The organism is Marinobacter flavimaris (genome assembly GCF_045057155.1).
In the GTDB taxonomy this organism is placed as follows: Bacteria; Pseudomonadota; Gammaproteobacteria; order Pseudomonadales; family Oleiphilaceae; genus Marinobacter; species Marinobacter manganoxydans.
Genome location: NZ_CP171359.1, coordinates 4,005,308 through 4,031,616 on the forward strand (window position 1 = coordinate 4,005,308; position 26,309 = coordinate 4,031,616).

At 58.8% G+C, this 26,309-nt stretch carries 27 protein-coding genes and 2 riboswitches; of the genes, 12 read left to right on the top strand and 15 right to left on the bottom strand.

The annotated features are described in order from the left end of the window. Positions 1-12: 12 nt before the first annotated feature. Genes ACGK9W_RS18695 through ACGK9W_RS18705 form a run of 3 tightly spaced genes read left to right on the top strand, consistent with a single transcriptional unit; the run spans position 13 to position 2,035 of the window. Positions 13-861 (top strand): Mrp/NBP35 family ATP-binding protein, encoded by an 849-nt coding sequence (locus tag ACGK9W_RS18695; protein WP_008177290.1) that lies wholly within the window; start codon positions 13-15, stop codon positions 859-861. After that, entirely contained in the window at positions 858-1,562 is a 705-nt protein-coding gene (locus tag ACGK9W_RS18700; protein ID WP_008177292.1) for a biotin/lipoate--protein ligase family protein, read from the top strand. Before ACGK9W_RS18695 ends, ACGK9W_RS18700 begins: the two co-directional genes overlap by 4 nt. Then, positions 1,559-2,035, top strand: a complete 477-nt coding sequence (locus tag ACGK9W_RS18705; protein WP_008177294.1) for a DUF6505 family protein — start codon at positions 1,559-1,561, stop codon at positions 2,033-2,035. The genes ACGK9W_RS18700 and ACGK9W_RS18705 overlap by 4 nt, the downstream gene beginning before the upstream one ends. Here ACGK9W_RS18705 and glp read toward each other — a convergent pair whose 3' ends face one another. From glp to ACGK9W_RS18740, 7 genes are all read right to left on the bottom strand, one after another. After that, positions 2,036-3,283 (bottom strand): gephyrin-like molybdotransferase Glp, encoded by a 1,248-nt coding sequence (gene glp / locus ACGK9W_RS18710; RefSeq protein ID WP_053113871.1) that lies wholly within the window; start codon positions 3,281-3,283, stop codon positions 2,036-2,038. Positions 3,284-3,309: 26 nt separating this feature from the next. Beyond that, on the bottom strand, positions 3,310-3,801 hold the full coding sequence (gene mobB, locus ACGK9W_RS18715; protein WP_405418094.1) for a molybdopterin-guanine dinucleotide biosynthesis protein B: 492 nt from the start codon (positions 3,799-3,801) through the stop codon (positions 3,310-3,312). Continuing rightward, on the bottom strand, positions 3,798-4,385 hold the full coding sequence (gene mobA / locus ACGK9W_RS18720; protein ID WP_008177304.1) for a molybdenum cofactor guanylyltransferase MobA: 588 nt from the start codon (positions 4,383-4,385) through the stop codon (positions 3,798-3,800). The genes mobB and mobA overlap by 4 nt, the downstream gene beginning before the upstream one ends. A gap of 12 nt (positions 4,386-4,397) precedes the next feature. Next, positions 4,398-5,267 carry a formate dehydrogenase accessory sulfurtransferase FdhD gene (locus tag ACGK9W_RS18725; RefSeq protein WP_008177305.1) on the bottom strand — a complete coding sequence of 290 codons (870 nt, stop codon included), beginning with the start codon at positions 5,265-5,267 and terminating at the stop codon, positions 4,398-4,400. Positions 5,268-5,449: 182 nt separating this feature from the next. Continuing rightward, positions 5,450-6,256 (bottom strand): substrate-binding domain-containing protein, encoded by an 807-nt coding sequence (locus ACGK9W_RS18730; protein WP_008177306.1) that lies wholly within the window; start codon positions 6,254-6,256, stop codon positions 5,450-5,452. A gap of 68 nt (positions 6,257-6,324) precedes the next feature. Next, complete coding sequence (locus ACGK9W_RS18735; protein ID WP_008177307.1) at positions 6,325-7,068, bottom strand: ATP-binding cassette domain-containing protein; 744 nt, start codon at positions 7,066-7,068, stop codon at positions 6,325-6,327. Next, a complete protein-coding gene (locus ACGK9W_RS18740; protein ID WP_008177308.1) occupies positions 7,065-7,763 on the bottom strand; it encodes an ABC transporter permease in 699 nt (232 codons plus the stop codon). The genes ACGK9W_RS18735 and ACGK9W_RS18740 overlap by 4 nt, the downstream gene beginning before the upstream one ends. A gap of 118 nt (positions 7,764-7,881) precedes the next feature. Between ACGK9W_RS18740 and ACGK9W_RS18745 the strand changes: the two genes are divergently transcribed. Together ACGK9W_RS18745 and ACGK9W_RS18750 are read left to right on the top strand one after the other, a co-directional pair. Beyond that, positions 7,882-8,766: a helix-turn-helix transcriptional regulator gene (locus tag ACGK9W_RS18745; RefSeq protein WP_008177309.1), complete on the top strand. Its 885-nt coding sequence runs from the start codon at positions 7,882-7,884 to the stop codon at positions 8,764-8,766. Between the two features lie 38 nt (positions 8,767-8,804). Next, a complete protein-coding gene (locus ACGK9W_RS18750) occupies positions 8,805-9,974 on the top strand; it encodes a putative sulfate/molybdate transporter (RefSeq protein WP_008177310.1) in 1,170 nt (389 codons plus the stop codon). Here ACGK9W_RS18750 and ACGK9W_RS18755 read toward each other — a convergent pair. Continuing rightward, entirely contained in the window at positions 9,952-11,667 is a 1,716-nt protein-coding gene (locus tag ACGK9W_RS18755; protein ID WP_273018000.1) for an FAD-binding oxidoreductase, read from the bottom strand. The two genes, ACGK9W_RS18750 and ACGK9W_RS18755, sit on opposite strands and share 23 nt — an antisense overlap. Positions 11,668-11,827: 160 nt before the next feature. Here ACGK9W_RS18755 and ACGK9W_RS18760 point away from each other — a divergent pair, with 160 nt between their 5' ends. After that, the gene (locus tag ACGK9W_RS18760) at positions 11,828-12,220 is read left to right on the top strand and encodes a glutaredoxin (protein WP_053113887.1); all 393 of its coding nucleotides are present in this window, start codon (positions 11,828-11,830) and stop codon (positions 12,218-12,220) included. A 42-nt stretch (positions 12,221-12,262) separates the two neighbouring features. On the opposite strand, the gene ACGK9W_RS18765 is transcribed toward ACGK9W_RS18760, so the two are convergent. The 6 genes from ACGK9W_RS18765 to ACGK9W_RS18790 form a co-directional block, all read right to left on the bottom strand. After that, a complete protein-coding gene (locus ACGK9W_RS18765) occupies positions 12,263-12,733 on the bottom strand; it encodes a MarR family winged helix-turn-helix transcriptional regulator (protein ID WP_008177322.1) in 471 nt (156 codons plus the stop codon). A gap of 178 nt (positions 12,734-12,911) precedes the next feature. After that, positions 12,912-14,123, bottom strand: a complete 1,212-nt coding sequence (locus ACGK9W_RS18770) for an ABC transporter substrate-binding protein (protein WP_008177323.1) — start codon at positions 14,121-14,123, stop codon at positions 12,912-12,914. Between the two features lie 70 nt (positions 14,124-14,193). Further along, positions 14,194-15,333, bottom strand: a complete 1,140-nt coding sequence (gene aliB, locus ACGK9W_RS18775) for a cyclohexanecarboxyl-CoA dehydrogenase (RefSeq protein WP_104270523.1) — start codon at positions 15,331-15,333, stop codon at positions 14,194-14,196. Between the two features lie 56 nt (positions 15,334-15,389). Then, the gene (locus ACGK9W_RS18780) at positions 15,390-16,172 is read right to left on the bottom strand and encodes an enoyl-CoA hydratase-related protein (protein WP_273018001.1); all 783 of its coding nucleotides are present in this window, start codon (positions 16,170-16,172) and stop codon (positions 15,390-15,392) included. A 32-nt stretch (positions 16,173-16,204) separates the two neighbouring features. After that, complete coding sequence (locus ACGK9W_RS18785; RefSeq protein ID WP_273018002.1) at positions 16,205-16,972, bottom strand: SDR family oxidoreductase; 768 nt, start codon at positions 16,970-16,972, stop codon at positions 16,205-16,207. Positions 16,973-17,007: 35 nt separating this feature from the next. Continuing rightward, the gene (locus ACGK9W_RS18790) at positions 17,008-18,672 is read right to left on the bottom strand and encodes an AMP-binding protein (protein WP_405418104.1); all 1,665 of its coding nucleotides are present in this window, start codon (positions 18,670-18,672) and stop codon (positions 17,008-17,010) included. Positions 18,673-18,887: 215 nt separating this feature from the next. On the opposite strand from ACGK9W_RS18790, the gene ACGK9W_RS18795 reads away from it, so the two are divergent. From ACGK9W_RS18795 to codA, 5 genes are all read left to right on the top strand, one after another. Beyond that, positions 18,888-19,664 (top strand): enoyl-CoA hydratase, encoded by a 777-nt coding sequence (locus tag ACGK9W_RS18795; RefSeq protein WP_273045162.1) that lies wholly within the window; start codon positions 18,888-18,890, stop codon positions 19,662-19,664. Between the two features lie 90 nt (positions 19,665-19,754). Beyond that, positions 19,755-20,936 (top strand): acyl-CoA dehydrogenase, encoded by a 1,182-nt coding sequence (locus tag ACGK9W_RS18800; protein ID WP_273045160.1) that lies wholly within the window; start codon positions 19,755-19,757, stop codon positions 20,934-20,936. A gap of 250 nt (positions 20,937-21,186) precedes the next feature. Continuing rightward, positions 21,187-22,470 (top strand): cytosine permease, encoded by a 1,284-nt coding sequence (codB, locus tag ACGK9W_RS18805; protein ID WP_273045158.1) that lies wholly within the window; start codon positions 21,187-21,189, stop codon positions 22,468-22,470. Further along, the gene (locus tag ACGK9W_RS18810; RefSeq protein WP_273045156.1) at positions 22,471-23,175 is read left to right on the top strand and encodes a PucR family transcriptional regulator; all 705 of its coding nucleotides are present in this window, start codon (positions 22,471-22,473) and stop codon (positions 23,173-23,175) included. Between the two features lie 33 nt (positions 23,176-23,208). Beyond that, entirely contained in the window at positions 23,209-24,438 is a 1,230-nt protein-coding gene (gene codA / locus ACGK9W_RS18815; RefSeq protein WP_405418109.1) for a cytosine deaminase, read from the top strand. Positions 24,439-24,508: 70 nt separating this feature from the next. On the opposite strand, the gene ACGK9W_RS18820 is transcribed toward codA, so the two are convergent. Beyond that, positions 24,509-25,066, bottom strand: a complete 558-nt coding sequence (locus ACGK9W_RS18820; protein WP_008177349.1) for an NADPH-dependent FMN reductase — start codon at positions 25,064-25,066, stop codon at positions 24,509-24,511. A gap of 195 nt (positions 25,067-25,261) precedes the next feature. After that, a riboswitch (glycine riboswitch) is annotated at positions 25,262-25,347 on the top strand. Further along, a riboswitch (glycine riboswitch) is annotated at positions 25,348-25,446 on the top strand. Between the two features lie 40 nt (positions 25,447-25,486). Between ACGK9W_RS18820 and ACGK9W_RS18825 the strand changes: the two genes are divergently transcribed. Further along, positions 25,487-26,086 carry a trimeric intracellular cation channel family protein gene (locus tag ACGK9W_RS18825; protein ID WP_227497903.1) on the top strand — a complete coding sequence of 200 codons (600 nt, stop codon included), beginning with the start codon at positions 25,487-25,489 and terminating at the stop codon, positions 26,084-26,086. The last annotated feature ends 223 nt before the right edge of the window (positions 26,087-26,309 follow it).

A 26,309-nucleotide genomic window follows, 5' to 3' on the forward strand; every position in this document is an offset into this window, starting at 1 on the left:
ACAGGACACATCATGGTTGAGTACACCGAAGTAGGAAAAAAACCGAACCTGATCGGAACCGACGCTCCCCGGCCTCAGGACAAAAACCCCAGGGGCGTTGATCGGATCATCGCCATCGCCTCGGGCAAGGGTGGCGTTGGCAAATCCACCGTGTCGTCCAACCTGGCGGTTGCCCTGGCCTCGAAAGGTCTCAAGGTCGGCCTGCTGGACGCCGACGTCTACGGCCCGAGCCAGCCCCGCATGCTGGGGGTTTCCGGTCGGCCGTCCAGCCCGGATGGAAGCACCATCCTGCCGCTGAGAAACCACGGCGTAACGCTGATGTCCCTGGGCCTGATGGCCCCGGAAGACGAAGCCATCGTCTGGCGCGGGCCGATGCTGATGGGCGCCTTGCAACAGATGATGAACCAGGTGGAATGGGGACGGCTGGATGTGCTGCTGGTGGATCTGCCGCCGGGCACGGGCGATGTCCAGATGACCCTGAGCCAGAAGTTCTTTGTTGCAGGAGCGGTTATCGTCTCGACGCCCCAGGACATCGCCCTGATGGATGCCCGCAAGGGTATTGATATGTTCAAGCGGATGGATGTGCCGCTGTTCGGGTTGATTGAAAACATGGCCTCGTTTATCTGCGATGGCTGCGGCAAAGAGCACCATCCGTTCGGACACGGTGGCGCGCGGGCGGAAGCCGAGAAACTCGGTTCGCCGTTCCTGGGAGAGATTCCGCTGGATCTCGATATCCGGGTGGGATCGGATGGCGGAGTGCCGATTGTGGTATCCAAGCCGGATAGTCCCCAGGCGCAAGCGTTCCAGCGCATCGCCGATGAAATTGTTGCCTCTGACGTCTACGCCCGGGCCATCCAATGATCGATACACCCCAGTTCCCACCGTTACTGACCGGGGAGGTGGTACCCAGGCACACCGACCCTTTTGACAAGGCCGTGAGCCGGGCCATTGCGGGCGTTGACTCCGGCACGGTGTTCTACTCCGAGCAAGGCGACAGCCTGCGTGCGGCCCTGGTGCTGGCGCCGGAAACACCCCTGGAAGAGGCCATTCAGGCGGTCTATGTCGCCCAGATAGGTCTGGCCGAGAGTCTGGGTGCTCTGGCCCCGCCCGAAGTCCCCGTACACTTTGTATGGCCCGACCGCATCAAGGTCAACGGAGCTGTCTGCGGAAGCGTCCGGTTTGCTGCGGACGTGTCTGATCCGAAAGCGCATCCTAACTGGTTGGTCATTGGCGTTGAGGTGCCCTTTATCCCGATGACCGACGAGCCGGGAGAAAATCCGAACGAAACCTGTCTGTACGAAGAAGGCTGCGTTGAAATCACGCCCATGGCCCTGTTGGAAAGCTGGTCCAAACACACGCTGTTGTGGCTGACCTACTTTATGGACAGTGGCTTCGAGCGGGTGCACAACGAATGGCGGCCCCGCTGTGACACGTTGGGCAAGACAATCGAACGGCCCCGGCCCGGACTTTTTGTTGGCCTGGATGAGAAAGGCCGGATGCTGTTGCGTCAGGATGTGATGACCGAGACATTGAGCTTGATTGAATTCGCGGAGCACGTATGAAGCTGGCCCGAACCCTGCAATTGGATATATCGGACGAGAACGTATTTGAAAAGCCTGCGCCCAGCGGCGAATGGGCGATCTCCGGTGGCTTCGAGTTTTCCAACTGGACCGAAGCAGACCTGAAAGGGAAAGCCCGCCAGGCGTTCACTAATGGCTGGTACAGCATTGAGTCTGGCGGCCGCGCCAGTTTCGTGGGTGTATGCAATATCACCGAGCCGGAACTGGAGCAGGTGCGACGAACCCTCGCCCAGACATTTGTTGACCATTATGGCGCGCCGAGTATTGATGCTGCCTATCCGGTGGCCTGTGCAGAAATCGATCAGATGCGCAACATGTGTGAAGACTTCGAGGACAACACCTTGCTGATGGTCAGCCGCACGCTGACCGAGCTGGGTGTCGAGGAAACCTACCGTTCCCGGGGGCCGCAGGATGCTTCACTGGAGGCCTTTGCGGTGCACGGCAGCGTTGACTGATTACAGCCCGAAGCTGCCGTAGGGAATAAACCGCACGGGGGTGCCCGGCTCTATCTGCTGGGCGCTTTCATCCAGTTCCACCAGTCCGTCGGACCAGGCCAGGCCGGTCACCCGGCCGGAGCCTTCCGAACCGAACACCTCAACCTGCCCATCCCGAACCCGTGCCCGCAGCATCTCGCTGCGCCCGGGTTTTTTGTTCTTGGAAAAATTGGCCGGCATCACATAGGCCTGTGGCTCAAACCATTCCGCGCCTGCCAACAACGCCATGGCCGGAGCACCAAACCGCAGGGCACAGACCCAGGCGGCCACCGGATTACCCGGCAGCCCAACGACCGGCGTGCCCTGGAACATGGCGAGCGCCAGAGGCCGGCCGGGTTTAATGGCGATGCGCCAGTTGCTGATGTCGCCATGGGCTTTCAGTGTTTTTGACACGTGGTCTTCGTCGCCGGCAGACACGCCACCGCTGGTCAGGATCAGGTCGCAGTGTTCCGCGCCGCGCTCAAGCGCTGCTTTCACCTCTTCGGCCCGGTCCAGCGCATGGCCTAGATCCACGAGCTCGTAGCCCAGTTGCGAAACCAGGGCGCTGAGCATAGGGCGGTTGGCGTCGTAAATCTGCCAGTCGGTAACAGTTGCCCCGACCGGTTTCACTTCATCACCAGTGGACAGCACACCAACTCGCAGTCGTTGATAGATGTCGACGGATTCCACGCCCACGCTGGCTAGTACCGAAATCTGGGTCGGGCTCAGGCGGGTTCCGGTTGTGAGGATCTTGTCCTTTGCCTTTATGTCTTCTCCGGCTTTGCGGGCATTGGCGCCTGCTTTTAGCGTGCCGTTCAGGTGCAGATGGCCATCCGCGACATCGCAGTCTTCTTCCAGAACCACGGTATCTGTGCCGGCTGGAATGACCGCTCCGGTCAGAATCCGGATTGCGTGGCCTTCGGGCACCTGGCCTGTGTATGGCTCACCGGCGGCACTGCGACCTTCGACCAGGGGTAGGGTGCAGGGCACGTCCGTCACCGGTCCGGCCAGGGCATAGCCGTCGACGGCGGAATTGTTGCTTGGGGGATGAGCCCGGGGCGCATGGACATCGTTTGCCAGGATGCGGCCGTTTACCTGGGAGAGGGGAACGGCGCGCTCAATCTCCACCACAGGATGTAACCGTGAACGCAAACGCTCAAGGGCCTCTTCAACCGGGGTCCAGTTGACGCCGGGGGGTAGGGCAAAGCAGTCGTTGCGAAGCGGTTTCATGGATCTTCGGCTCCTGGTTGGGCTGTTCAGGCTGGCTGACGGTTGAGAATAAAATCAGCGATGGCGGGGATATCGTTGATGTCGAACACGGGTCCCGAGAACTCGGCAGCGTAGTCCGACGCCACGGCAACAATGCTCGGATCCTCGGTGAACAGCGGTGACCGCGAACCCTCCCGCCGGTGCACCTCGATCTTGGCGTGGGAGTGGGTCTTGAAACCCTCCACCACCACCCAGTCGCAGGGGCCCAGCCGGGACAGTAATTCGTCCAGCGTTGGCTCTGTTGCCCCCCGGAGTTCGTGCATGATCGCGAAGCGCTGACCACCGGCCAGTATGACCTCACGGGCACCGGCGTACCGGTGCTTGTAGCTGTCTGTTCCGGGCTGATCCACATCCACCATGTGGTGGGCATGCTTGATCGAGTTGACCGTTAGCCCTCTGCTGGAGAGCTCCCGAATCAGAGCCGCGGCCAGTGTGGTCTTTCCGGAGTTTTTCCAACCTACGATGCCTATTACGTTCACTTCAGGTGCTGCTCCGCCCAGGCCAGATCGTCCGGCGTATTGATGTTGAAAAAGTCGCCCTCGTCGAACACTACCAGGGTTTCGCCCTGGGCCTGTGTCCACTGGCGGATCTTGCGCACGCCATCGTTCAGGGCGGCTCGCAGATCATGCCGCAAAGCGACCTGCCAGCGGCCGAAGGTCGGCTGGGGCAGCCGGCCCCGTTCGGGGTCCGGCGTGGCCGCCAGCACCACCGGGGTGTCATGTTCAGCCAGCCTGACAGCCAGATCCCTGGGAAAGGACGGAGTATCGGCCGCAACGCTGATCAGCCAGTCATGGCCCTGTTCGGCGGCCCAGTCCATGCCCGCGAGCACGCCTGCCAGCGGCCCCGGAAAACCCTCGATGGAATCGGCCACTACCGGCAACCCCAGGTCGTCAAACCGGCTTGAATCGCCGTTGGCATTCAACACCACGGCGTCGACCTGAGGCGTGATCCGCTCAATTACCCGCTGGATCAGTGACTGGTCGCCGAGCATGAGCCGGCCTTTGTCGCCGCCGCCCATCCGGTTTGCCTGGCCGCCCGCCAGGATGACTGCACAATCAGTCATGCAGTGCCTCCATTAATCATTCTGAGCGCCTTTGCGACGCAGCTTCTTGTCTTCATCGGGTACCTGCGACAAGTCCTGATCGAACACCAGACGATGCTGGCCGCTCAGGCAGGTGAATTTCTTGCCTCGCATCCGTCCGATCAGAGTCAGTCCGACCTGCCGGGCGATATCAACGCCCCAGGCGGTGAAACCCGAGCGGCTGATCAGCGTGGGAATGCCCATCAGCGATGTCTTGATCACCATTTCCGAGGTCAGTCGTCCGGTGGTGTAGAGGACCTTGTCGGCCGCAGAAATGTTGTTCAGGTGCATCCAGCCGGCAATTTTATCGACCGCGTTGTGCCGTCCAACGTCCTCCATGTAGGCCAGGATTGTCTGGCCCTGGCAAAGCGCGGTGCCATGAATGGCGCCGGTTTCCATGTACAGGCTGGGCGTGTGGTTGATCTGATAGGAGAGATCGTAAAAGCTGCTGGTGTGTACCGGGGTGTCCGGTAGCGACAGCCCTTCGAGGCCCGCCATCATGTCGCCGAAGACCGTGCCCACGGCGCAGCCGGAGGTACGGGTTTTCTTCTCCAGCTTGTCCTCAACATCGGTAACGCCCGCCGTGCGCACCACCGCGACCTCAAGTTCCTCGTCGAAATCGATCCCGGTGACCTGATCGCTCTCTTTCAGCATGCCCTGGTTCAACAGGAAGCCAAGGGCCAGATACTCCGGGTGATCGCCAATGGTCATGGCGGTGACGATTTCCTGACTGTTCAGGTAGATCGTCAGGGGGCGTTCCTCGATCACGCTGATCGATTTGGCCTCGCCGTTTTCGTCAACACCCTCCACCGGCCGGGACAGTCGGGGATCTTTGGGATCGGGAAGTATGGGATCAATCGTCATTTTTGTTGTAGCCGTTTCGTGAATGCCGCGGAATGGAATATCTACGGAGATTGCCAGAGATTAGCCTATTTGGCATTGGGGAAAAACAGCTGCCTTACACCAATAAAAAACCCCGGCAGCGCCGGGGTTCAGGTAATACAGGGTTAGACAGGGTGAGGCCAGTGACCCTTGGCCCTGCTGAATTACTTGGCGTTCGGGAAAAACAGTTGCTGTCCATCCACCTTGAAGTCGGCAATCGCTTGCTGACCTTCTTCGGAGATTAGCCAGTTGTGCCATTTCGCGGCCATCTCATGCTTGAGGTGCGGGTGCTTCTCTTCAGAAAGCAGCAGGCTGCCGTACTGGTTGAACAGCACTTTGTCACCTTCGAAGAGCAGCTTCAGGTTCTGGCGGTTTTCAAACGCGACCCAGGTTGCGCGGTCTGACATCACATAGGCATCCATGGCGGCGGCAGTGTTCAGGGTCGGGCCCATGCCGCTGCCCAGTTCGCGATACCAGCTGCCGCCCGGTTCAACACCGGCACTTTCCCACAGGCGAAGTTCTGCACGGTTGGTGCCACTGTCGTCACCACGAGAGGCAAACGGTGCCTCTGCTTCGGCAATGGCAGACAGCGCTTCAGCGGCGGTTTTCGCTGCGCTGATGTTGGCCGGATCATCGGCAGGGCCAATTAATACAAAGTCGTTGTACATCACGTCGGCCCGCTCTGTGGCGTAGCCGTTCTCCACAAAACGTTTTTCGCCGGCGGTGTCGTGCACCAGAAGGCTGTCGGCATCACCACGGCGGGCGATTTCGAAGGCCTGGCCGGTACCAACGGCGACAACGCGCACTTCGATGCCAGTGGCGTCCTCGAACTTTGGCAGGATCGAATCAAACAGGCCCGAGTTCTCGGTTGAGGTTGTCGAGGCCAGCGTTATGTAATCTTCGGCGTGGGCGCTGAAGGCCAGGCCCACGGTAGTGACGGCTGCAAGAACCAGGTTAAGGGTCTTTTTCATTTTGTTTTCTCCTTTTGGTATTCATTCACCAAGAAATCGGTGGTCCGATGCGGTTTCTTATTGGTGGGTCAGGCTACGAGCTCGCCGTTGAGATAGGCCTGTGCCTGCCGCGAGACCGGGGCACGGAAAAACATGTCCGCTGGTGTGTGTTCCTGTACCTTGCCTTCCGAAAGAAACAGGACATCGCCGGCCAGTCGCCGGGCCTGGTGGAGATCGTGGGTGGTCATTACGACGCGTGTACCCTGCTTGTGAAATTCCTGTACGGCGAGTTCCACGGCCTTAATCGCGGCAGGATCCAGTGCGGAGGTGGGTTCATCCAGAAACAACACTGCCGGTGAAAGCGACCAGGCACGTGCCAGTGCCAGGCGTTGTTTCTCGCCGCCGGACAGCACCCGCGCAGGCGTGTCGGCGCAGGAGGAGAGGCCAAACCGGGCCAGGGCTTCGAGAGCCAGCTCTGTGCGCAACTTGCGTGGCACATTGTTGACCGCCAGTGCGTGCCGGAGGTTGGCCAGCGCCGAACGGCGCAAAAGGATCGGCGTCTGGAAAACCATGGCCTGGCGGGGCGCGCTGGCGCCTGACCAGCTCACGGCGCCCTCCGTCGGTGTGAGCAGTCCGTGCGCCAGTCGCAGCATGAGGCTTTTGCCGGCGCCATTGGGGCCCATCACCAGCGTGGGGCCGGGTCCGTCAAGCTTGAACGAACAGGGGCCAAAAAGCCGGTGGCCGAAAGGGTTGAACTCGACGCTCTCGAATTGCAGCGACGGCGGTGCACTGAGTTCGATCGGGTTGTTAACGGGCACGTTCAGTGAAGTCATCCCATGCGCCTTTTAGCCGTTTCACTCAAAATGTAGGCCGTGGCGTTGATCACCATGACCAGTGTCAGAAGGACAATGCCCAGGCCCAACGCCAGGGGCAGGGCACCCTTGCTTGTCTCCAGCACAATGGCCGTGGTCATGACCCGGGTCACGCCATCAATATTGCCGCCTACCATCATGACAGCGCCCACTTCTGCGCTGGCCCGGCCGAACCCTGCGAGCAGAACAGTCAGCAAGGCAAAGCGGGCGTCCCACAACAGGGTGGGCATCATCCGCGCCCGGGACATGCCCAGCGATACGAACTGTTCCCGGTACTCACCCAGTAACTCCTCCACTTTCTGGCGCGAGAGCGCGGCGAGAATGGGCAATACCAGTATCACCTGCGCAATCACCATGGCGCTGGGCGTGAACAGAAGGCCCAGTTCACCCAGAGGTCCGGCCCGCGATAACAGCAGGTAAACGCCGAGCCCGGCCACAACCGGAGGCAACCCCATCAAGGCATTCAGCGCAACAACCACACCGCCGCGCCCGGGGAATTGCCACAATGCAACTGCCGCACCCAGGGGAAACCCCAAAAACGCCGCTATCAGGACCGCCAGAAGCGAAACCTGTAGCGAAAGCACCACGATCTGGTACAGCGAAGCGTCGAGGTTCACCAGTAGCGACAGCGCCACGTAAAACGCATTTTCTTCCACAGCTGCGTCTCCTTTAATGTTGAGCATCGTGGCGTTTTTAACTACGCTTTGCACAGCCTGCTGAAAAATATGCAGTCAAAAACAGCCTGATGCTTTACCTGATCCTCCGGAGATTCTGATGCCCCTTCCCGCCTACCTCACTACGGCCGAGGCTGCTGAGTATCTGCGCCTGAAAGAACGCAAGGTCTATGATCTCGTCAGCCAGGGTGTTATTCCCTGCGTTCGGGTCACAGGAAAGCTATTGTTCCCGCGCCAGCGTATTGATTTGTGGTTGATGAACCACCTTGAAGGTGACGATGCGATCAGTGCTCCAACGCTGCCGGTGCTAGTGGGTAGCCAGGACCCGCTGCTGGAGTGGGCGGTAAAGGAGAGCAACGCCGAGCTTGCCATGTTGTGCCAGGGTAGCGGCGATGGGGTTCAGCGCCTGGTGGACGGGCGCGCGATGGTCGCTGGCATGCACATCTGGCACGCGGAGAGTGAGCGATACAACGATCCGGCCACCCTGGGTTTGACTGGCATGAGGGACCTGGTGCTGATTCGCTGGGCCAAGCGCCAGCAGGGGCTCCTCCTGGCGCCCGGCAACCCTCACGGACTCACGCGGCTTGAGGATATCGCCCGACCAGGCCTTCGCCTTGCCCACCGCCAGCCCGATGCCGGTGTCAGCCATCTGCTGCAGGGGCTGCTTGCCCGCCATCGTATAGATGGCAGTCAGCTTACCTGGGCCGCCCATCCCTCGCTCAGTGAGGACGATCTGGCACTGGCCATTCGCCAGGGGGAGGCGGATGTGGGCGTGGGTATTGAAGCGGCTGCCAGGCGCCAGGGGCTGGCATTTATTCCCCTGCAGCAGGAGCACTTTGACCTGGCCATGCGCAGGCGCCATTACTTCGAGCCGGCCATGCAGCGTTTGCTGGAGTTCGCCCGTTGCGAGCGTTTTGTTCAGCGCGCCGAGGCGTTGGGGGGGTATGATATAAGTGAGCTTGGTAAAGTGATGTATAACGCTTGAACCACAACAATAAACAGACCAATCAGGCAGGAGCCCGCATGGGTTCGACCGGAATGCAAGGTTCGAACGGACACAAGCGTTCGGCCGGAAAGAATCTTATTCACGAACTCAGTGGTGCGCTGGGGGATATCGGCACCTTGCTGCCGCTGAGTCTCGGGGCCATTGGCGTGGCAGGACTGGCGCCGGTACCGGTGCTGCTGGGGTTTGCCGTCTTCTATATCGCGACCGGGCTGTATTATCGTCTGCCGGTGCCCGTGCAGCCCATGAAAGCGGTGGCCGCGCTCCTGCTTACCACCCAGGTCAGTGCCCAGAGCCTTATCGCCAGTGGCGTTCTGATCGGTGCCATTCTCTTGCTTCTGGGTTCAACCGGGTGGATCAACCGGGCGGCCCGCCTGGTGCCGGGGTCGGTGCTGAGCGGCCTTCAGCTGGGGCTGGGTTTGTTGTTGGCCAGCATGAGCCTGGAACTGATGGCCACTTCTCTGCCGTTGGGCCTCGTTATCCTTGCGTTGCTGGCCATCACCCTGAAACTTTTCCCCAGTTGGCCTGCGGCACTGCTGGGCCTTGCTCTGGCCATGGTTCTCGGGGCCCTGCTAGGTTCGCCCGGGCTGCCGTTGCCGGCTGATCCGGCGATCTTTTCTATGCCCCAGTTGCCGTCAATGGATGAATGGCAGCAAGGCTTTTCCATCCTGGTGCTGCCACAACTGGCGCTGACCATCACCAACGCCATCGTTCTGACGGCCCTGGTGGTTGGGGATTATTTCGGGGATCAGTCACACCGGGTCTCGCCAGCACGTCTGTCGGTGACAACAGGCCTGGCCAATCTCTTCCTGGTACCGTTCGGTGCGCTGCCCATGTGCCACGGCGCGGGTGGTGTGGCGGCTCATTACCGCTTCGGCGCCAGGACTGGCCTGGCGCCGGTTCTGTTGGGCACCGGTTTGCTCCTGATCGCATTCGTGCCCGGCGGTCTGTCGTTCATCGCCGCCGTTCCCGCGGCCGGTCTCGGTGCCCTGCTAATGGTGGCGGCTGTCGAGCTTGGCCTGACTAAGCGTCTCTGGGTCGCCAAACCTTCCTGTTGGCCAGTGATCGGGATAACGGCACTGGTCACCTTCTGGGCCGATCCGTTTTTCGGATTCCTGGCCGGGGTTGCTTCGGAGACTTTCAGGGCCGCCTGGGTGCGGGGAAGGATTAGCGGTGCTCATCAGGACTGAGAGCATCGTCCGAATCGGATAACACACCCCGAATGCCAACGTTTTTATCCTGCGGATCAAACAAAGCGCCCGGATTCAGGATGCCCTGAGGATCCAGGAAGTGCTTGCCCGCCGCCAGGGTCTGACGAAACAGCGGTGATGTCTGCTGCTCATAGCCAAAGCGATGATCCCGGCCAACGGCGTGGTGATGGGTGACGGTAGCGCCTTGCTCGGCCAGCACTTCCATGGAGATGCGCTTGAGCTGTTTCCACTTTTCCAGGGCTTTGCCCAGATCGCCGGTAGTGTCGCCCACGCAATAAAACGTGAAATAGGGCGCAGGCCCGTCCGGGTAAACATGGGTAAAGCGGCAGGAGAATGAAAATGGTCGTTGCGTGATCTCGCGAAGCGCGGACTCCATGGTTGATCTTACTGCCTTGTAAAGGCTCGGGAACCTGTCCCAGGTGATCGCGGTTTCGAAGGTGTCGGCAATCATGCCCATGGCGGTTAATCGATTGCGCCAGTAGGGCATTCGGATAAAGGCATTTCTCCAGGACTCGGCTTCGCTGGACCCTTTTTCTGCATGATCCGGGTTATAGCTAATGCCATCTTTTTGCAGAACACCGCCATGTTCTTCGGCAATGGCGACGGCCCGCTCGATTTTCTGGTCTTGCGGATGATCTGCGGATTCGAAACCAAGAACCAGAATGGCGCAGGGTTTGTCAGCGATCCGGTTGATCACCACTTCGGCCTCATCCAGTAGACGGCAATTCGACGGGAATAAACCCGATTGCGCGATCTGTCTGACAGCATCGACACCGTTCATGAAGCGATCAAAGCGGACGGACGCCGTGGCCCGCCACTTTGGTCGATGCTGTAATCGCATGGTGGCTTCGGTAATGATCCCCAGCGTACCTTCTGAGCCACAGATCATGCGGTCTGCCGAAGGGCCCGCGCCTGAGCCGGGCAGAGCGCGGGTCTCGATGATGCCTTTTGGCGTGACCAGCCGGGTTGCTTCCACCATGTCTTCGATGTGCGTGTATACGGTCGCAAAATGGCCGCCAGCGCGGGTTGCCAGCATGCCGCCCAGACTCACGAACGGAAAGCTCTGTGGGTAATGGCGCAGTGTCAAACCATGTTGCTTCAGTTGCCGCTCGAGATCCGGGCCTTTGATTCCTGCCTGGATCCGGGCGCGACGACTGATAGGATCAATCTCCAGAATCTGGTTCAGGTTTTCCATATCGACACTGATCGTCGCCTGGTAGGTGTCGCCAACATCGGGCTCAACGCCGCCGCAGACACTGGTGCCGCCACCGAACGGGATCAGTGCAATATTGTCTTCGGCCGCATAGCGAAACAGTTGCTGGATATCGTCTTCCGTCTTGGGAAAGGCGACGGCATCGGGCGGGTTGGGCACTTTCCGCATCAGCATCCTGGCCATGTCGGCGTAGGACTTCCCGTAGCTGTGCACCAGGCGGTCGTAGTTCGTAGTGGAAATGATGTCTGAGAGATGCTCGGGAACAGAAAGCAACCGGGATGCTGGGAGGTCAAAGTCTTCAACCTTTGGTGGCTCAATCTCCACCAGGCCTTCCGGCACCAACATTTTCGTAACGGTCTCGATCATGGCGTGTTCTTCGGGATGCAGATCCTCATCCGCATAGCCCCAACCCCAGAATCGCAGGGGTTTGCGCAGAGATTTGGTGCCGGACTCAGACATCGGATTCTCCATCAATGAGGGGTCTGCCCCCGTTACTCTGAACACTTCATCTGTTGAAATGATATCCTCGTACACCGCTATCAAGTACGCAAATCAATCCTGAATGCCGACATCGTTCAGGCCGACTTTTACCAAGAAACCCGGAGTTTGAGTCTTACTCATGAGAGTTATTATTCGCTATTTTTTTCGCACCCTGCGTCTGGTACTGACGCCCTTCATGCTGCTCAGTGAAAAGCTCAGCACGCCTGAAAGCGTGACCCGCAGTGCTGAAGAGCAAGCCCGCGCCGACGAGGCCAGCAAAAATCTCGCCCTGTACCAGTTCAAGGCCTGCCCGTTCTGCATCAAGGTAAGAAAGGAAATCGCACGGCTCGGTCTGAACATTGAAACCCGCGACGCCCAGCATGACCCGGAACATCGTGCGGCGCTGGAAGCCGGCGGCGGCCAAATCAAGGTGCCCTGCCTGAAGATTCATCAGGAGGATGGCAGTGATCGTTGGCTGTATGAGTCTGACGAGATCAAGGCGTGGCTACAGGAGCGGTTTGAGCCGGCCTGATTGCCGTTGCTGATTTTTGGAGAGGGCGTTAGCTAGTCACGATCATTCCCCTGGGATGTTCGATTCCAGGGATATGTCGATGAGTTCATGCTGAAGCTTTTTCAGAAGGTGAAGCAGGCTGACGCCGTCATCAAAACTCATCCCCTGCATGGCCTGTCTGTAAAATTCGGCAATAGTGTCCTGAAGTCGATTCCAGAAAGTGCGGCCAGATTCGGTAAGAACCACGAGTCGAGCTCGGCGATCCTGGGGATCCGGTATCCGAACAACATGCCCGTCTCGTTCCATTCGTTTGAGCACGCCATCGAGGTTTTGGCGACTGACGTAGAGGTACTCTTTCAGTTGGTTGAATGAGGTGCCATCTTCGAATCCTTCTCGAGATAATGCACCCAGTACTGCCCACTGCACGGCGCTGATGCCCATTTCATTCTGAACCTGGCGTTGCAGGATGTTTCCTGTCTGGAACAGACGGAAAAACAGGCGGTTGGGGATGCCTCCGGATTCGTTGACGATCATTTCGTATCCCGTTGGTAAAGAATGGTTCGCAAGACGTTTGAGTCTATTCATCAACGATATCTTCACATAGATCCGGGGTGATCTTCCGCATTTTCTTGGGTCACGCCGGAGGAGCAGGGCACTGTGAATCCGGAGTTTCCTGAGATCTCGCAGGAAACTCCGTAGTCGCAGTCTTCACTCAGTTGGTGATCAGCTTGCACTTGCTCTCGGAAAGCGGTCGGAACGCTTCGTCGCCGGGAATAGTTCGAACGATCTTGTACAGATCCCACTCGCCGGTAGATTCTTCCGGAGTTTTCACCTGAGCCAGAAACATGTCATGAACCATGCGGCCGTCCTCACGGATACGACCGTTTTTGGCAAACATGTCGTTGATCGGAGTCTCTATCAGATGCTGGCGGACAGTTTGGGAGTCATCCGAGCCAGTAGCTTCCACCGCCTTCAGGTATTGCATCGTGCTGGAGTAGATGCCCGCATGCACCATGGTTGGACGGGTGCCGGTCTCTTCCATGAAACGATCAGACCATTCACGAGTCTCGTCGTTCATGTCCCAGTACCAACCGGTAGTAAGCTGCAGCCCCTGAGCCGCCTGGGGACCGAGAGCGTGTATGTCACTGATAAATACGACAAGCCCGGCAATGGTCTGGCCTGACTGGGTAATACCGAATTCTGCCGCAGTGGTGATCGCATTGGTGGTATCTGCACCGGCGTTTGCCAGAGCGATGACATCGGCGCCAGAAGCCTGGGCCTGCAAAATAAATGAAGAGAAGTCAGGAGTCGGGAATGGATGGCGGATGCTTCCCAGAATCTTACCACCATTGGCTTCTACAACCCGTGTGACGTCCGCCTCCATGGCATGACCGAAGGCATAGTCTGCGGTCAATATGTACCAGGATTTGCCGCCTTCCTGAACGATTGCGGTTGGAGTGCCAATGGACAGTGCGTAGGTGTCATAGACGTACTGAATATGATTTGGGGTGCAGTGTTCGTTGGTGATGCTTGAGGCTGCGGAGCCGGAGATCAGTCCCAGTTTGTTGTTCTCCTCAAGGATCTTCGTGGTGGCGATTGTCACAGAAGAGGCCACCAACCCGCCAACCATGTCGACTCCGTCATTCTCTACCCAGCGTCGCACGGTGCTGGAGGCAACGTCCGGGCTGTTGCGGTCGTCAGCACTGACTACCTCAATCGCGGCATTGTTGACCTTGCCACCAAAATCAGCAACCGCCATTTCCATCGCCGTCAAACCATTCGGGCCGGCAAGGTCACGGTACGTGCCGGACATGTCAGCGAGATACCCAAGCTTAACCGTATCTCCAGATATGGCAGCCTGGGCACTGCCTGCCATAAGAATTGAGGCAACGACTGAGGGCAGAATCTTTTTTGTATTTTTCATTGTTCCATCTCCGCTACGAAACTTGTTTTGGTTTGGGTTCTTGTTGCTTTTGTCAGGTTGATCAGTTTGATTACTTCGGTAGGTATTCCTTCGCGATGATGTTTTTCATGATCTGGGCTGTGCCATCGCCAATCTGAAGACCAAGAACATCTCTCAGGCGCTGGGCAAACGGCAGGTCCTCACCCCAACCGGTGTGACCGTGGGCCAGCAGGCACTGTTTAACCACATCAAAGGCCAATTTCGGCCCCCACCATTTATTCATGGCGGCTTCGGCGTTATGGGGCAGGTTGTTGTCCTTGAGCCATAGTGCGTGGTAGCACTGCATGCGGGCCGCATGAACATAGGTCTGGTATTCCGCCAGCGGATGGGTCAGGCCCTGGAACGCGGACAGGTTCTGGCCGAAGGCGGTTCGCTCGGTCAGCCACTGCCAGGTTTCATCCAGGGATTGTTGCGCGACGGCCAGGCACTGCAGGCCGATCAGGGCACGGCTGTAATCAAAACCCTGCATGACCTGTTTGAAGCCTTTACCCTCGTCGCCCATCATGTTGACGGCGGGCACTTCCACGTTATCGAAGAAAATCGAGCCGCGACCGATGGCGCGCTGGCCGTTGTCCTCGAACCGGGTGGTGGTGATGCCCGGGCTGTCCATGGGCACCAGGAACGCACTGATGCCGGAGGCGCGCTGCTCTACCGTGCCGGTGCGGGCGAACACCACCGCCACGTCGGCCTGGTCGGCCATGGAGATGGAGGTTTTCTCGCCGTTGAGCACGTACACGTCGCCCTTCTTCTCCGCCTTCAGGCGCAAGTTGGCAGCGTCGGAACCGCCGTGGGGTTCAGTCAGGGCAATGCACGCCACCTTCTGGCCGGAGGTCATGCCGTGCAGCCACTCCTTCGCCAGGTCCGGCGCGGCGTGGCTGGCAATGATCTGTCCGTTCAGGGAAGTCAGCAGGGGGATGTAGCCAACGTTGAAATCTCCTTTGGAGATTTCCTCGATGATCAGGCCACTGGTAACACAGTCCATGCCGCTGCCGCCGAACTCTTCCGGCAGTTCGCCACCAAGCAGCCCCATCTCGCCGAGCTGGCGGATGACATCCTTTTCGATGACGCCTTCCTGATCCCGCTTGCGATAGCCCGGAGCCAGCACCTCGGCGCTGAAGCGGGCCACAACCTCGCGAATCGCGTTCTGTTCTTCATTGAATCCGAAATTCATGGTGTTCTCCGGGAGTGTCTATGCCCCGGTGACGGGTGGCCACCGGGTCGGTCTGCTTACTTGTAGAATTTCCGGAAGTCCGGCTTGCGCTTTTCCTTGAAGGCTTTCACGCCTTCTTTGGACTCTTCGGTGTCGTAATACAGGCTCAATGCCTGCATCCCAAGGGCACCGATGCCGGCAATGTTGTCGCTGTCGGCATTGAACGAGCGCTTGGCGATGGTGAGAGCGGTGGGGCTCTTCTCAAGGATTTCCTCACACCACTTCTGCACTTCCTCATCCAGCTGCTCCGGTGGCACCACGGCGTTGACCAGGCCCCAATCCAGTGCCTGCTGTGCACTGTACTTGCGGCACAGGTACCAGATTTCCCGGGCGCGCTTCTCACCCACGACCCGCGCCAGGTAGGCGGTACCGAAGCCGGGATCGACGGAGCCGACCTTGGGGCCGACCTGGCCGAAAATGGCCGTTTCCGAGGCGATGCTCAGGTCACAGATCACGTGCAGCACGTGGCCACCGCCGATGGCGAAGCCGTTGACCCGGGCAATCACCGGCTTGGGCACTTCCCGGATGGTGCGCTGCAGTTCTTCAACTGGCAGGCCGATCAGGCCGCGACCGTCGTACTGGCCTTCGTGGGCGCCCTGGTCGCCGCCGGTGCAGAAGGCTTTTTCACCAGCCCCGGTGAACACGATGACGCCGATGTCCTTGTTCCAGCCGGCGCGGTTAAAGGCATCCAGCAGTTCCATGCAGGTCTGGCCGCGGAACGCGTTGTAGCGGTCCGGACGGTTGATGGTGATGGTGGCGACGCCGTTGTTCTCGTCGTACAGGATGTCTTCGTAATTCATGGTGCGTTCTCCTAAATCGTTTAGCTGGTCGCTTACCCGGCCATGGTCAGGCCGCCGGACACACTGATCACCTGGCCGGTAATGAAATTGGCATCGTCACTGGCGAGCAGGGCGATGACGCCGGGGTAGTCTTCGGGCTGGGCCAGGCGCTTCATGGGCACCGCGTTGCGGAAGGCTTCCAGCAATTTCTCCGGGTTGGGTGCGGATTCCGCGACGCCCTTGAGTAAGGCAGTGTCTGTGGGACCGGGGCAGACCACATTCAGGCACACGTTCTTGGTGGCCAGTTCCCGGGCCACGGTCTTGCTGAAGCCCACCAGGCCGGCCTTGCAGGCGGCATAGACGGATTCGCCGGACGAACCGACGCGGGCCGCATCGGAAGCGACGTTGATGACCTTGCCGCCACCGGCAGCAATCATCTTCGGCAGTACCACGTGGTGCATGTTCAGGGCGCCGGTCAGGTTCACTGCAATCAGCTGGTCCCACAGTTTCGGCTCGGTTTTCAGGAACGGCATGAAGCGGTCGAAACCGGCGTTATTTACCAGCACCGTGGGCACGCCCAGATCGCTCTCGATGGTCGCCACGGTGTCAGTAATCGCGGCGTAATCGGTAATGTCGGCGGCGTAGGCGCGGGCCTTGCCCCCGGCTTCGGTGATTAGGTCTGCCGTGGCCTGGGCCGCACTTTCATCACGGTCCAGCACGGCCACCGCGCTGCCTTCTTCTGCAAAGCGCCGACACACGGCGCGGCCAATGCCGCCCCCGCCGCCGGTCACGATGACTGTTTTTCCGTTAAGGCCTCTCATGATGACTTGCTCCTGTAGCTGTTAGATCAATGGGATTAACCGCGCTTGGCCGTCTCCAGGCGTACATCTTTAGCCTGCTCGCGCAGTTTGAATTTCTGGATCTTGCCGGATGCGGTGCGAGGCATGGCCTCGATCACTTCCAGGTATTCGGGCAGGTAGTTTTTGGACAGTTGCTGCTCGGTCAGATAGGCCTTGACCTGGTCCAGGGTCAGATCGGTGGCGTTCTCGTCGAGGGTGACATAGGCGCACAGGCGCTCACCCAGCCGTTCGTCCGGGCAACCCACCAGGGCGACATCGACAATGCCAGGGAACTTGTAGAGCAGGTTCTCCACCTCCACGACCGGAATGTTCTCACCGCCCCGGATGACCACATCCTTGGTGCGGCCGGTGATGCGGATGTAACCGTCCTTGTCTATGCGTGCAAGGTCGCCGGTGTTGAACCAACCGGCTTCATCCACGCCATAGAGTTCGGGCCGCTTGAGGTAGCCAACAAACAGGCTGGAGCCCCGAACCAGCAGGTTGCCTTCCTCACCGGCAGGCAGTTCGTTGCCCTGGAAGTCGGTGACTTTCACTTCCATGAAGGGCAGGGCCTTGCCGTCGGACTGGCTGGCACGTTCGGCGGGATCTTCCGGGCAGGTCATGGTGACCGCGCCGTTCTCGGTCATGCCCCACGCCGAGACAATCTTTGCCTTCAGAACCTTGCCGGCCTGTTCCACCACGGCACTTGGGATGGGGGCGCCGGCTGAGACGAAGATCCGCAGGGAATCCAGTTCACCCTCGTGCTTGGGTGCGGTTTTCACCAGATCCGCCAGGAACGGAGTGGCGGCCATGGTGAAGGCCGGTCTCTCGGCAGCAATCACCTTGCAGACATAGTCCGCGTCCCAGATGTCCTGGAGGATGGCGGTGGTGCCCAGGTAAATGGGCATCATGATGCCGTACATGAAGCCGGTCTGGTGGGCCACCGGAGAGGCCATCAACACCTTGTCGTCCGAGCTCAGGTGCAGGCGGTCGGCGTAAGGACGCACATTGGAAAACAGGGTGTTGGAGGTGTGCATGACCCCCTTGGGTTCGCCGGTGGTACCGGAAGTGTAGAGGATCTGGATGGCGTCGTCGGCGGTGAGTTGGCGCTCGGCAAACAGGGCGTTGGTGTCTTGCTTTTCTTCCCAGGGGGTTTCCGTGAGACGTTGTTCAAAGCTACGCTCGCCCTCTCCCCCGATGACCAGCAGGGTTTCGAGATCCGGCAGCTCCCCCCGAATACCGTCAATCATGGCCTCGTAGTCAAAGCCACGAAAGACCTTTGGTATTACCAGCAGTTTGGCCTCGCCATGCTTGAGCATGAAGCGCAGTTCCCGCTCCCGGAAAATAGGCATGAGCGGATTCAGAATCGCGCCGATACGCATGCAGGCCAGATGCAGGGCGGTGGTCTGCCACCAGTTCGGTAGCTGGCAGGCCACCACGTCGCCTTTACCGATGCCCATGCCGGCCAGGCCGGCCGCCATGCGGGTGACTTTGTTATTGAGTTGCCGATAAGTGAGGGCGGTGCGGGTATCGCTGGTGACCTGGTAGCCGACGATGGCTTCCCGGTCCGGGGTGCTGGCCACGGCCTGGTCCAGGTAGTCGGTAATGCGCTTGTCGTTCCATGCGCCGCTCTCGACCATGGCGGCGCGGCGTTCCGGATTGAGAGTGATGCCTGTGTCCATCTGATTCACCTGTTGTGTCCGGTTTGTTTTTGTTGGATGGGCTGACCGCAGAAGCAGGTCTTTGCCTTGTCAGTTTCAACATACGCCTTCTCAAAATATTATGTCAACATGTTGCCTTAAAAAATATTCGGGTGTAGCCTCTGAAAATCGGACAAATAAGCTTCCATAGCTTTTATAGAGAAGTAATAAGAAAAAATCTGTTAGTGGAGATGGTTATGGAGTACAGCAACATATTGCTTGAAAAGCATGAGGCTGTGGCCCTGGTCAGACTCAACCGACCAAAGGTCTACAACGCGTTGAACAACGCGCTGATGAACGAACTGACTTCCGCTCTGGAAGTCCTGGAAGCGGATGAGGCCATCCGCGCCGTTGTCATTACCGGCAACGAAAAAGCCTTTGCCGCCGGCGCGGATATTGCCGAAGTCCATGCCCTGGACTTTTCCCGGGCCTACCGTCAGCGCTTCATCTCCGCCAATTGGGAAACCGTGACCCGATGCCGAAAGCCGGTGATTGCCGCGGTGGCCGGCCTGGCACTCGGCGGTGGCTGTGAACTGGCGATGATGTGTGACCTGCTGATTGCCGCCGATAACGCCCGCTTCGGCCAGCCGGAAGTGAAGATTGGCACCCTGCCCGGAGCCGGTGGTACCCAGCGGCTGGCCCGGGCCATTGGCAAGGCCAAGACTATGGACCTGTGCCTGACCGGTCGAATGATGGATGCGCAGGAAGCTGAGCGCAGTGGTCTGGTCAGCCGGGTCGTGCCAACTGACGATCTGCTTGATACGGCCATGGCGGTAGCAGGGGAAATCGCCGGCTATTCGCAGATGGCCACCATGATCAACAAGGATGCGGTGAATCAGGCGTTCGAGACACCTTTGAGAGCGGGCGTTGAATACGAACGCCGGCTGCTGTGGTCCAGTTTTTCCAGCGAGGATCGAAGCGAGGGTATGACCGCCTTTCTCGAGAAACGTCAGCCCGAGTGGAAGCACCGTTAATCTGCGCAGATGCCAGGATCTTAGACAAGTTGGATCGAATGGGGCCCGAGCGCTTTCCAAATACGAAACACAACACGGAGACAAAACATCATGGCCAACCAGGCAAGTTTTAACTGGGAAGACCCGCTGTTGCTGGACCAGCAACTGACCGAAGACGAACGCATGGTGCGCGAGAGTGCTCGCCAGTTTGCCGAAAGCAAGCTCAGGCCCCGAGTGCTGGAAGCCTTCCGCAACGAACAGACCGACCCGGAGATATTCCGGGAAATGGGCGAGACAGGCCTTCTGGGATGTACAGTTCCCGAACAATACGGTGGTAGCGGCCTGAACTACGTGTGTTATGGCCTGATCGCTCGCGAGGTGGAGCGGGTGGACTCCGGTTACCGGTCCATGATGAGTGTGCAGTCATCCCTGGTGATGGTGCCCATCTACGAATTCGGCAATGAGGAAACCCGCCAGAAGTATCTGCCCAAACTCGCTTCCGGAGAATGGATTGGGTGTTTCGGGTTGACCGAACCAGACCATGGCTCTGATCCCGGCAACATGGCGACCCGCGCCCGCAAGGTGGACGGCGGTTACCGCCTGACCGGCAGCAAGATGTGGATCACTAACAGCCCGATCGCTGACGTGTTCGTGGTCTGGGCCAAGGACGATGACGGCGCAATTCGCGGCTTTGTTCTGGAGAAGGGCTGGGAGGGCCTGAGTGCCCCGGCCATTCACGGCAAGGTAGGGCTGCGGGCCTCGATCACTGGCGAGATCGTGATGGACGGCGTCTTTGTGCCGGAAGAAAACGCCTTCCCGGACGTGCGAGGGCTGAAGGGGCCGTTCACCTGCCTGAACTCCGCCCGCTACGGTATTTCCTGGGGTGCTCTGGGTGCCGCCGAGGATTGCTGGCACACCGCCCGCCAGTATGTGCTGGACCGTAAGCAGTTCGGTCGGCCGCTGGCGGCCAACCAGCTGATCCAGAAAAAGCTGGCAGATATGCAGACCGATATCACCATGGCCCTGCAAGGCTGCCTGCGTCTTGGTCGGATGAAGGATGAGGGCACGGCTGCCGTCGAGATCACTTCCATCATGAAGCGCAATTCCTGCGGCAAGGCTCTGGATGTTGCCCGCCTAGCCAGGGATATGCTCGGGGGTAACGGTATAAGTGATGAATTCGGGGTGGCGCGACACCTGGTGAATCTGGAAGTGGTGAACACCTATGAAGGCACCCACGATGTTCACGCCCTGATTCTGGGGCGAGCCCAGACCGGGATTCAGGCGTTCTTTTGATCATTCCCATCCAGGATTGCCGGTATTGCAGGGTCTGGTCTTTGGGCAGTCCTGCACTGAAATGAGCGTTGGCCTGCTTTTTTGCACCAGGTCAGGGCGAACCCGGGATGCGACTACATCCTGACCTGGCGTGATTGTGCAAAGTGCACAGGTCAGGTGTCATCCACTCTCTCAAATCATGGCCGTGAGGACCACATGGCACAGACGTTGCCATCTTTCTCTCGTGTTTTCATCAAAGAGAGACAAGGCAATGACCTCACAAGTGACTCCTCAGGAACAGGACTACCCGCTCAGCCCGGTGCCCATGGATCAGCGTCGCAGTATCTGGTCCATGGGCCTGGTTCTGCTTGGCTTCACCTTTTTCACCGCCACCATGTGGGCGGGCGGCAGTATCGGTGTTGCATTCGATTTTTCAACGATGCTGCTGGTGCTGGCAGCCGGTAACCTTCTTCTGGGTACCTACGCCGCCATTCTTGGCTACATCGCTGCAAAATCGGGGCTGAATACGGCCCTGATGTCCCGTTTTACCTTCGGTGAGCTGGGTAGCAAACTCTCCGACTTCATCCTGGGCTTTACCCAGATCGGCTGGTACGCCTGGGGCACGGCGACCATGGCCGTTCTCCTGGTCAAGCTGACGGGCTTGCCCGAGAGCTGGACCACGCCGCTGATGGTGGTGTTCGGTTTCGGCTTCTGTATCACCGCGTTCATTGGCTACAAGGGGCTGGAAATGCTGTCCCGCTTTGCGGTGCCGGCGATGATTATTTTGGTAGCGGTGAGTATGACAATCGCCACCTCGGACGCCGGTGGATTTTCGGGATTACTCGCCATTACCCCCTCAGACGAAATGACCGTAGCTGCGGCCATTACCATGGTGTTCGGCACTTTCGTAAGTGGAGGCACCCAGGCTACCAACTGGACCCGTTTTGCCAAATCCGGAAAAACGGCGGTCATTGCGACCCTACTGGCGTTCTTCCTCGGTAATGGATTGATGACGCTGATTGGCGCCTTTGGTGCTCTGGTTTACCAGCAGGCGGATATCGTCGACATCATGGTGGCGCAGGGGCTGGCGACCCTGGGTATTCTGATGCTCTTCCTGAATCTTTGGACAACGCAGGATAATACCGTATACAACTTTGCCGTGGCCGGCTGCAATATGATTCGGACCCGCCGGCGCAAGCTGGTCACAGTGGGCGGTGCCGCTATCGGTACAGTGCTGGCTGTTCTGGGTATGTATGAATGGCTTATCCCGTTCCTTGTGTTGCTTGGAACCTTCATCCCGCCCATTGGCGGCGTCATCATGGCCAGTTATTTCATCGGCTACAAACGCGAGTATCCGTCACTCGAAACGGCGACTCTGCCCGCGTTCAACGTTCCCGGGCTGGCGGCCTATGCCATAGGCTCGGCAGCGGCCTATACCTCGCCATGGATCGCGCCGATTGTTGGCGTACTGGTTGCCGCGGCCAGTTATGGTGTAGTGCTTGTGGTCAGTGAGGCTGTGCGTGATCGCCGGGCCCAGGTTCTGGGAGCGGTGTAAATGGCCCTGACGTGCCGGGACATTCCGGAACTCCCTGGCCTCGGGGCCATCCATCTGCGGGGTGGGAGTTCCGGCGCAGACAACACGGTACGCTGGCCTTATCTGGCGGAGAACCGGTCTTTCAGCAACTGGGTCAGGGGTGGCGAGCTGGTATTTGTCACCGGTATCAGCCGCCATCGTAGCCCGGCCAACCTGGCCGAGTGCCTCTATGAAGGCCGGGACTGCGGCATATCGGGGCTGGTTGTGCTGACCGGCGATGCCTACATCGGGCAGCTACCGGCCATGTTAAGTCGTCTGGCGGATGAGCTGGCCATGCCGTTGTTTGAGCAGCCTTACTCGCTGCCAATGGTGGATGTGACCGAAACCATTGCCCGGGCGATTGTCGCATCGGAGCGGTCGCAAGAGCCCCGGGAAGGCGGGCTGGCGGAGGCGTTGATAGCCGGTATCGGCAGTCATCAGCTCGAAGGACTTATCCGGCAGTACCTGCCTGGGGTGGAAGCCGGGTTGCTGGACAGTAGTCGTGATCTTCTGGAGTCATGGCTCCAGGAACGTGGAAACCAGTGCGCCATGGCCGAAGCCCTTGGCTGCCATAGAAATACCATCCGGAACCGGATGAATCGGTTGGTCGCGGAGATGCCTCCGGCGGCTGAACCGAATGAATATTTCAAAACCCTGGTGCTGGCCCATCTGTTGTCGAGGCCATGATTCAAACCAGCGGAAAATCTGTGTGGAGATGTTATGAGTGAAAATCTGAACGCTATTATCAATGCCCGGCTTCAGGGCCGTGAGGGGTTATTCCGGCTGACCATCACCGATGGAAAATTCAGCAGTGTCACGGCGCAGGATGCGACTGAAAGCGTTGCCGAGAACCAGCTGGACGCCGGCGGAAATCTGGTCGCTCCTCCTTTCGTGGAGCCGCACATCCACCTGGATGCGGCCATGACCGCCGGCGAGCCACGCTGGAACCAGAGTGGTACCTTGTTTGAAGGTATCGAGTGTTGGTCTGAGCGCAAAGCCAGCCTGACTCACGACGACGTGATCGGTCGGGCCGAACAGACGTTGAAGCTGTTTGCCGATAACGGCATTCAGCACGTCCGCACCCACGTGGACGTGACGGACCCCAAGCTGACAGGGCTGAAGGCCATGCTGGAAGTGCGTGAGCGTATGGCTGACACAGTAGACCTGCAGATTGTCGCTTTTCCCCAGGAAGGTCTCTGGTCATTTCCCCAGGGCAAGGAGCTGATGGAAGAGGCGGTTCGTCTGGGGGCCGATGTGGTCGGTGGCATTCCCCATTTCGAATTCACTCGAGATTACGGCGTTGAATCGGTTCAATGGCTGGTGGCGTTGGCCCACAAAAACGACCTTCTCGTAGACGTGCATTGCGACGAGATCGACGATCCCGAATCCCGATTCCTGGAAGTGCTCGCTGCCGAGGCGCTCAAGCTGGATTATGGCTCACGGGTCACCGCCAGCCATACCTGTGCCATGGGCTCGTACAACGACCATTACTGCAGCCGGCTGTTCCGCCTGTTGAAGAAATCCGGCCTGCGCTTCCTGTCGATGCCCACCGAAAGCCTGCACCTGCAGGGCCGCTTCGATGGTTATCCGAAACGTCGTGGCCTGACCCGGGTTCCGGAACTGCTGGATGCGGGACTGAAGGTGGCCTTCGGCCAGGATTCCATCCGCGATCCCTGGTATCCACTGGGCAACGGCAACATGCTCCGTACCCTGGACGTAGGCCTGCACGCCTGCCACATGCTGGGCATGGGTTGGATTGATCGGTCGCTGGAGCTGATCACCGACAACGGTGCTGCAGCATTGGATCTGGACGAATACGGCATCGAGGAGGGACTTCCGGCTCGCTGTGTTGTTCTGCAGGGGCAGTCGCCCTACGAGGTGCTGTTGGGCCAGTTGCCGGTTGCCGCGTCTATTCGTGATGGCCGTGTTCTGATAAACCGGCAGGGTTGATGCCCGTTGAAGTAGAAGCTACAGATTCCCCGGTTTGCTAACCGGGGAATCTGCTCAACTACTCTGGTGTTCAGCGTAGCGACTTCAGGGCCGTTGCCCATTTCGCCATTTCGTCCAGCATGGCATTGGCAGAGCCGGTGTGATGCTCGGCAGGGAGGAAGTTGCGCTGGTCATCCAGTTTCTCCCACGGCATCTGCACCATTACTCCTTCCACCATCGGCATCATTTTCAGCGTAGTAACCAGCTGCTTGGCAACCTGGGCTGAACGGAGTCCACCGGAAACACCGCCGTAGCTGACAAACCCGCAAGGCTTATAGTTCCACTCGTTGTATACGTAGTTCAACGCGTTCGTGAACGATGGCGGCGGGCAAAAATTGTACTCGGGAATGACGAAGACGTAGGCATCTGCCTTATTTACGCTCGCTGACCAGGCTTTGGTGTGCTCATGCTCATATTTCTGCATGCGAGGATGGTTGGCCTCGTCGTAAACCGGAAGCTTGAACTCAGCTAGATCGACCAGTTCGCTGGAAAACGTTCCCTGGTCATTGACCAGAGAATTGAACCAGTGGGCAATGGAAGGGCCGATTCGGCCGGGGCGCGTGCTGCAGATGATGGTTTGTAGTTTCATGGGGTGTCCTTAGATAGCGGCCACAAGCCGTCGAAGGCTGCTTAGTGAATCCGTGTAGGAATGTCTGCTTGGAAAAGCAGCATAAAGGGCGCCTCTTCAAAAAGATAACGGAGTAACCAGTAAGAATTAGTCAAAAATTCTGAGCCTATCAGCCCGCCGCCTCGCTCGACGTTAGCTTCCTATCTCTCTATAATGCCCGGTCTCGCAGGAGAGTGGGCCGTTGGCCCCGCCGAAGGCGCAAACTCCCATAAACGCTCAGGCACAGGTACTGCGAGCATCATCTAACGCCGTCTGGAGAGCGACTGCCACCGCAGTCCACCGAAGGGGCAAGCAGAGCCAGGCTCTGTAAACTCTCAGGTATCAGGGACAGGGGGAGAGGCCACAGAAACTCAGGAGTCCTGTGTGCTGACCTCTATCTATATGATTGCCATTACCGCCGAAGCCATGTCGGGAGCCCTCACCGCCGGGCGGAGGAACATGGATCTGTTTGGTGTCGCTGTAATTGCGTTTTTTACCGCCCTTGGTGGCGGAACTGTCCGGGACATTCTTCTGGGTAATTTCCCAGTCACCTGGACCCAGCACCCTCGCTATATCTACATGACTATTACCGGTGGCCTGGTCACCATCGTGATTGCGCGCTTCATGCGGCATCTGCATCAGTTGTTTCTGGTTCTGGATGCCATAGGTCTGGTGGCTTTTACGGTTATTGGCTGCAATGTCGCGCTCAAGCTGGGCTATGACACCGTGGTGGTGGTCATGGCCGGCATCACAACAGGGATCTTTGGCGGTATCATCCGGGATATCTTATGTAACCGCACCCCGCAGGTGCTGCGCCACGAACTCTACGCCAGCGTTTCACTGATGGTGGCTTTCCTGTACCTGACCTTGCTTCGCCAAGGGGTGGGCGAGAATGTCACTCTTTTGGCCGCTTTCAGTCTCGGGCTGCTTCTGCGTATGGCGGCCATTCGCTGGGGGTTGTCGTTGCCAGTATTCAGCTATTCGCAGACACGCTGGGAATGAGCGCGATGAAGTTCAGAGGAAGCCTTGGAGTTGTGGGCATGGTCTAGCCTCAGACCTTTTCATCGTTTCATTTCCTCGTGAACTGAGCTAACGTAGCTTGCCAAGATTTTTCCTTTTTCAGAGTCGCTGAGTTTCAAAATGAAAACCGGTTTTTACTTCATCCATTCCGTTTTATCAGCGGCGGCATTTCTGGCTGCCGGGCCTCGCCGTATTTGCCATTCCT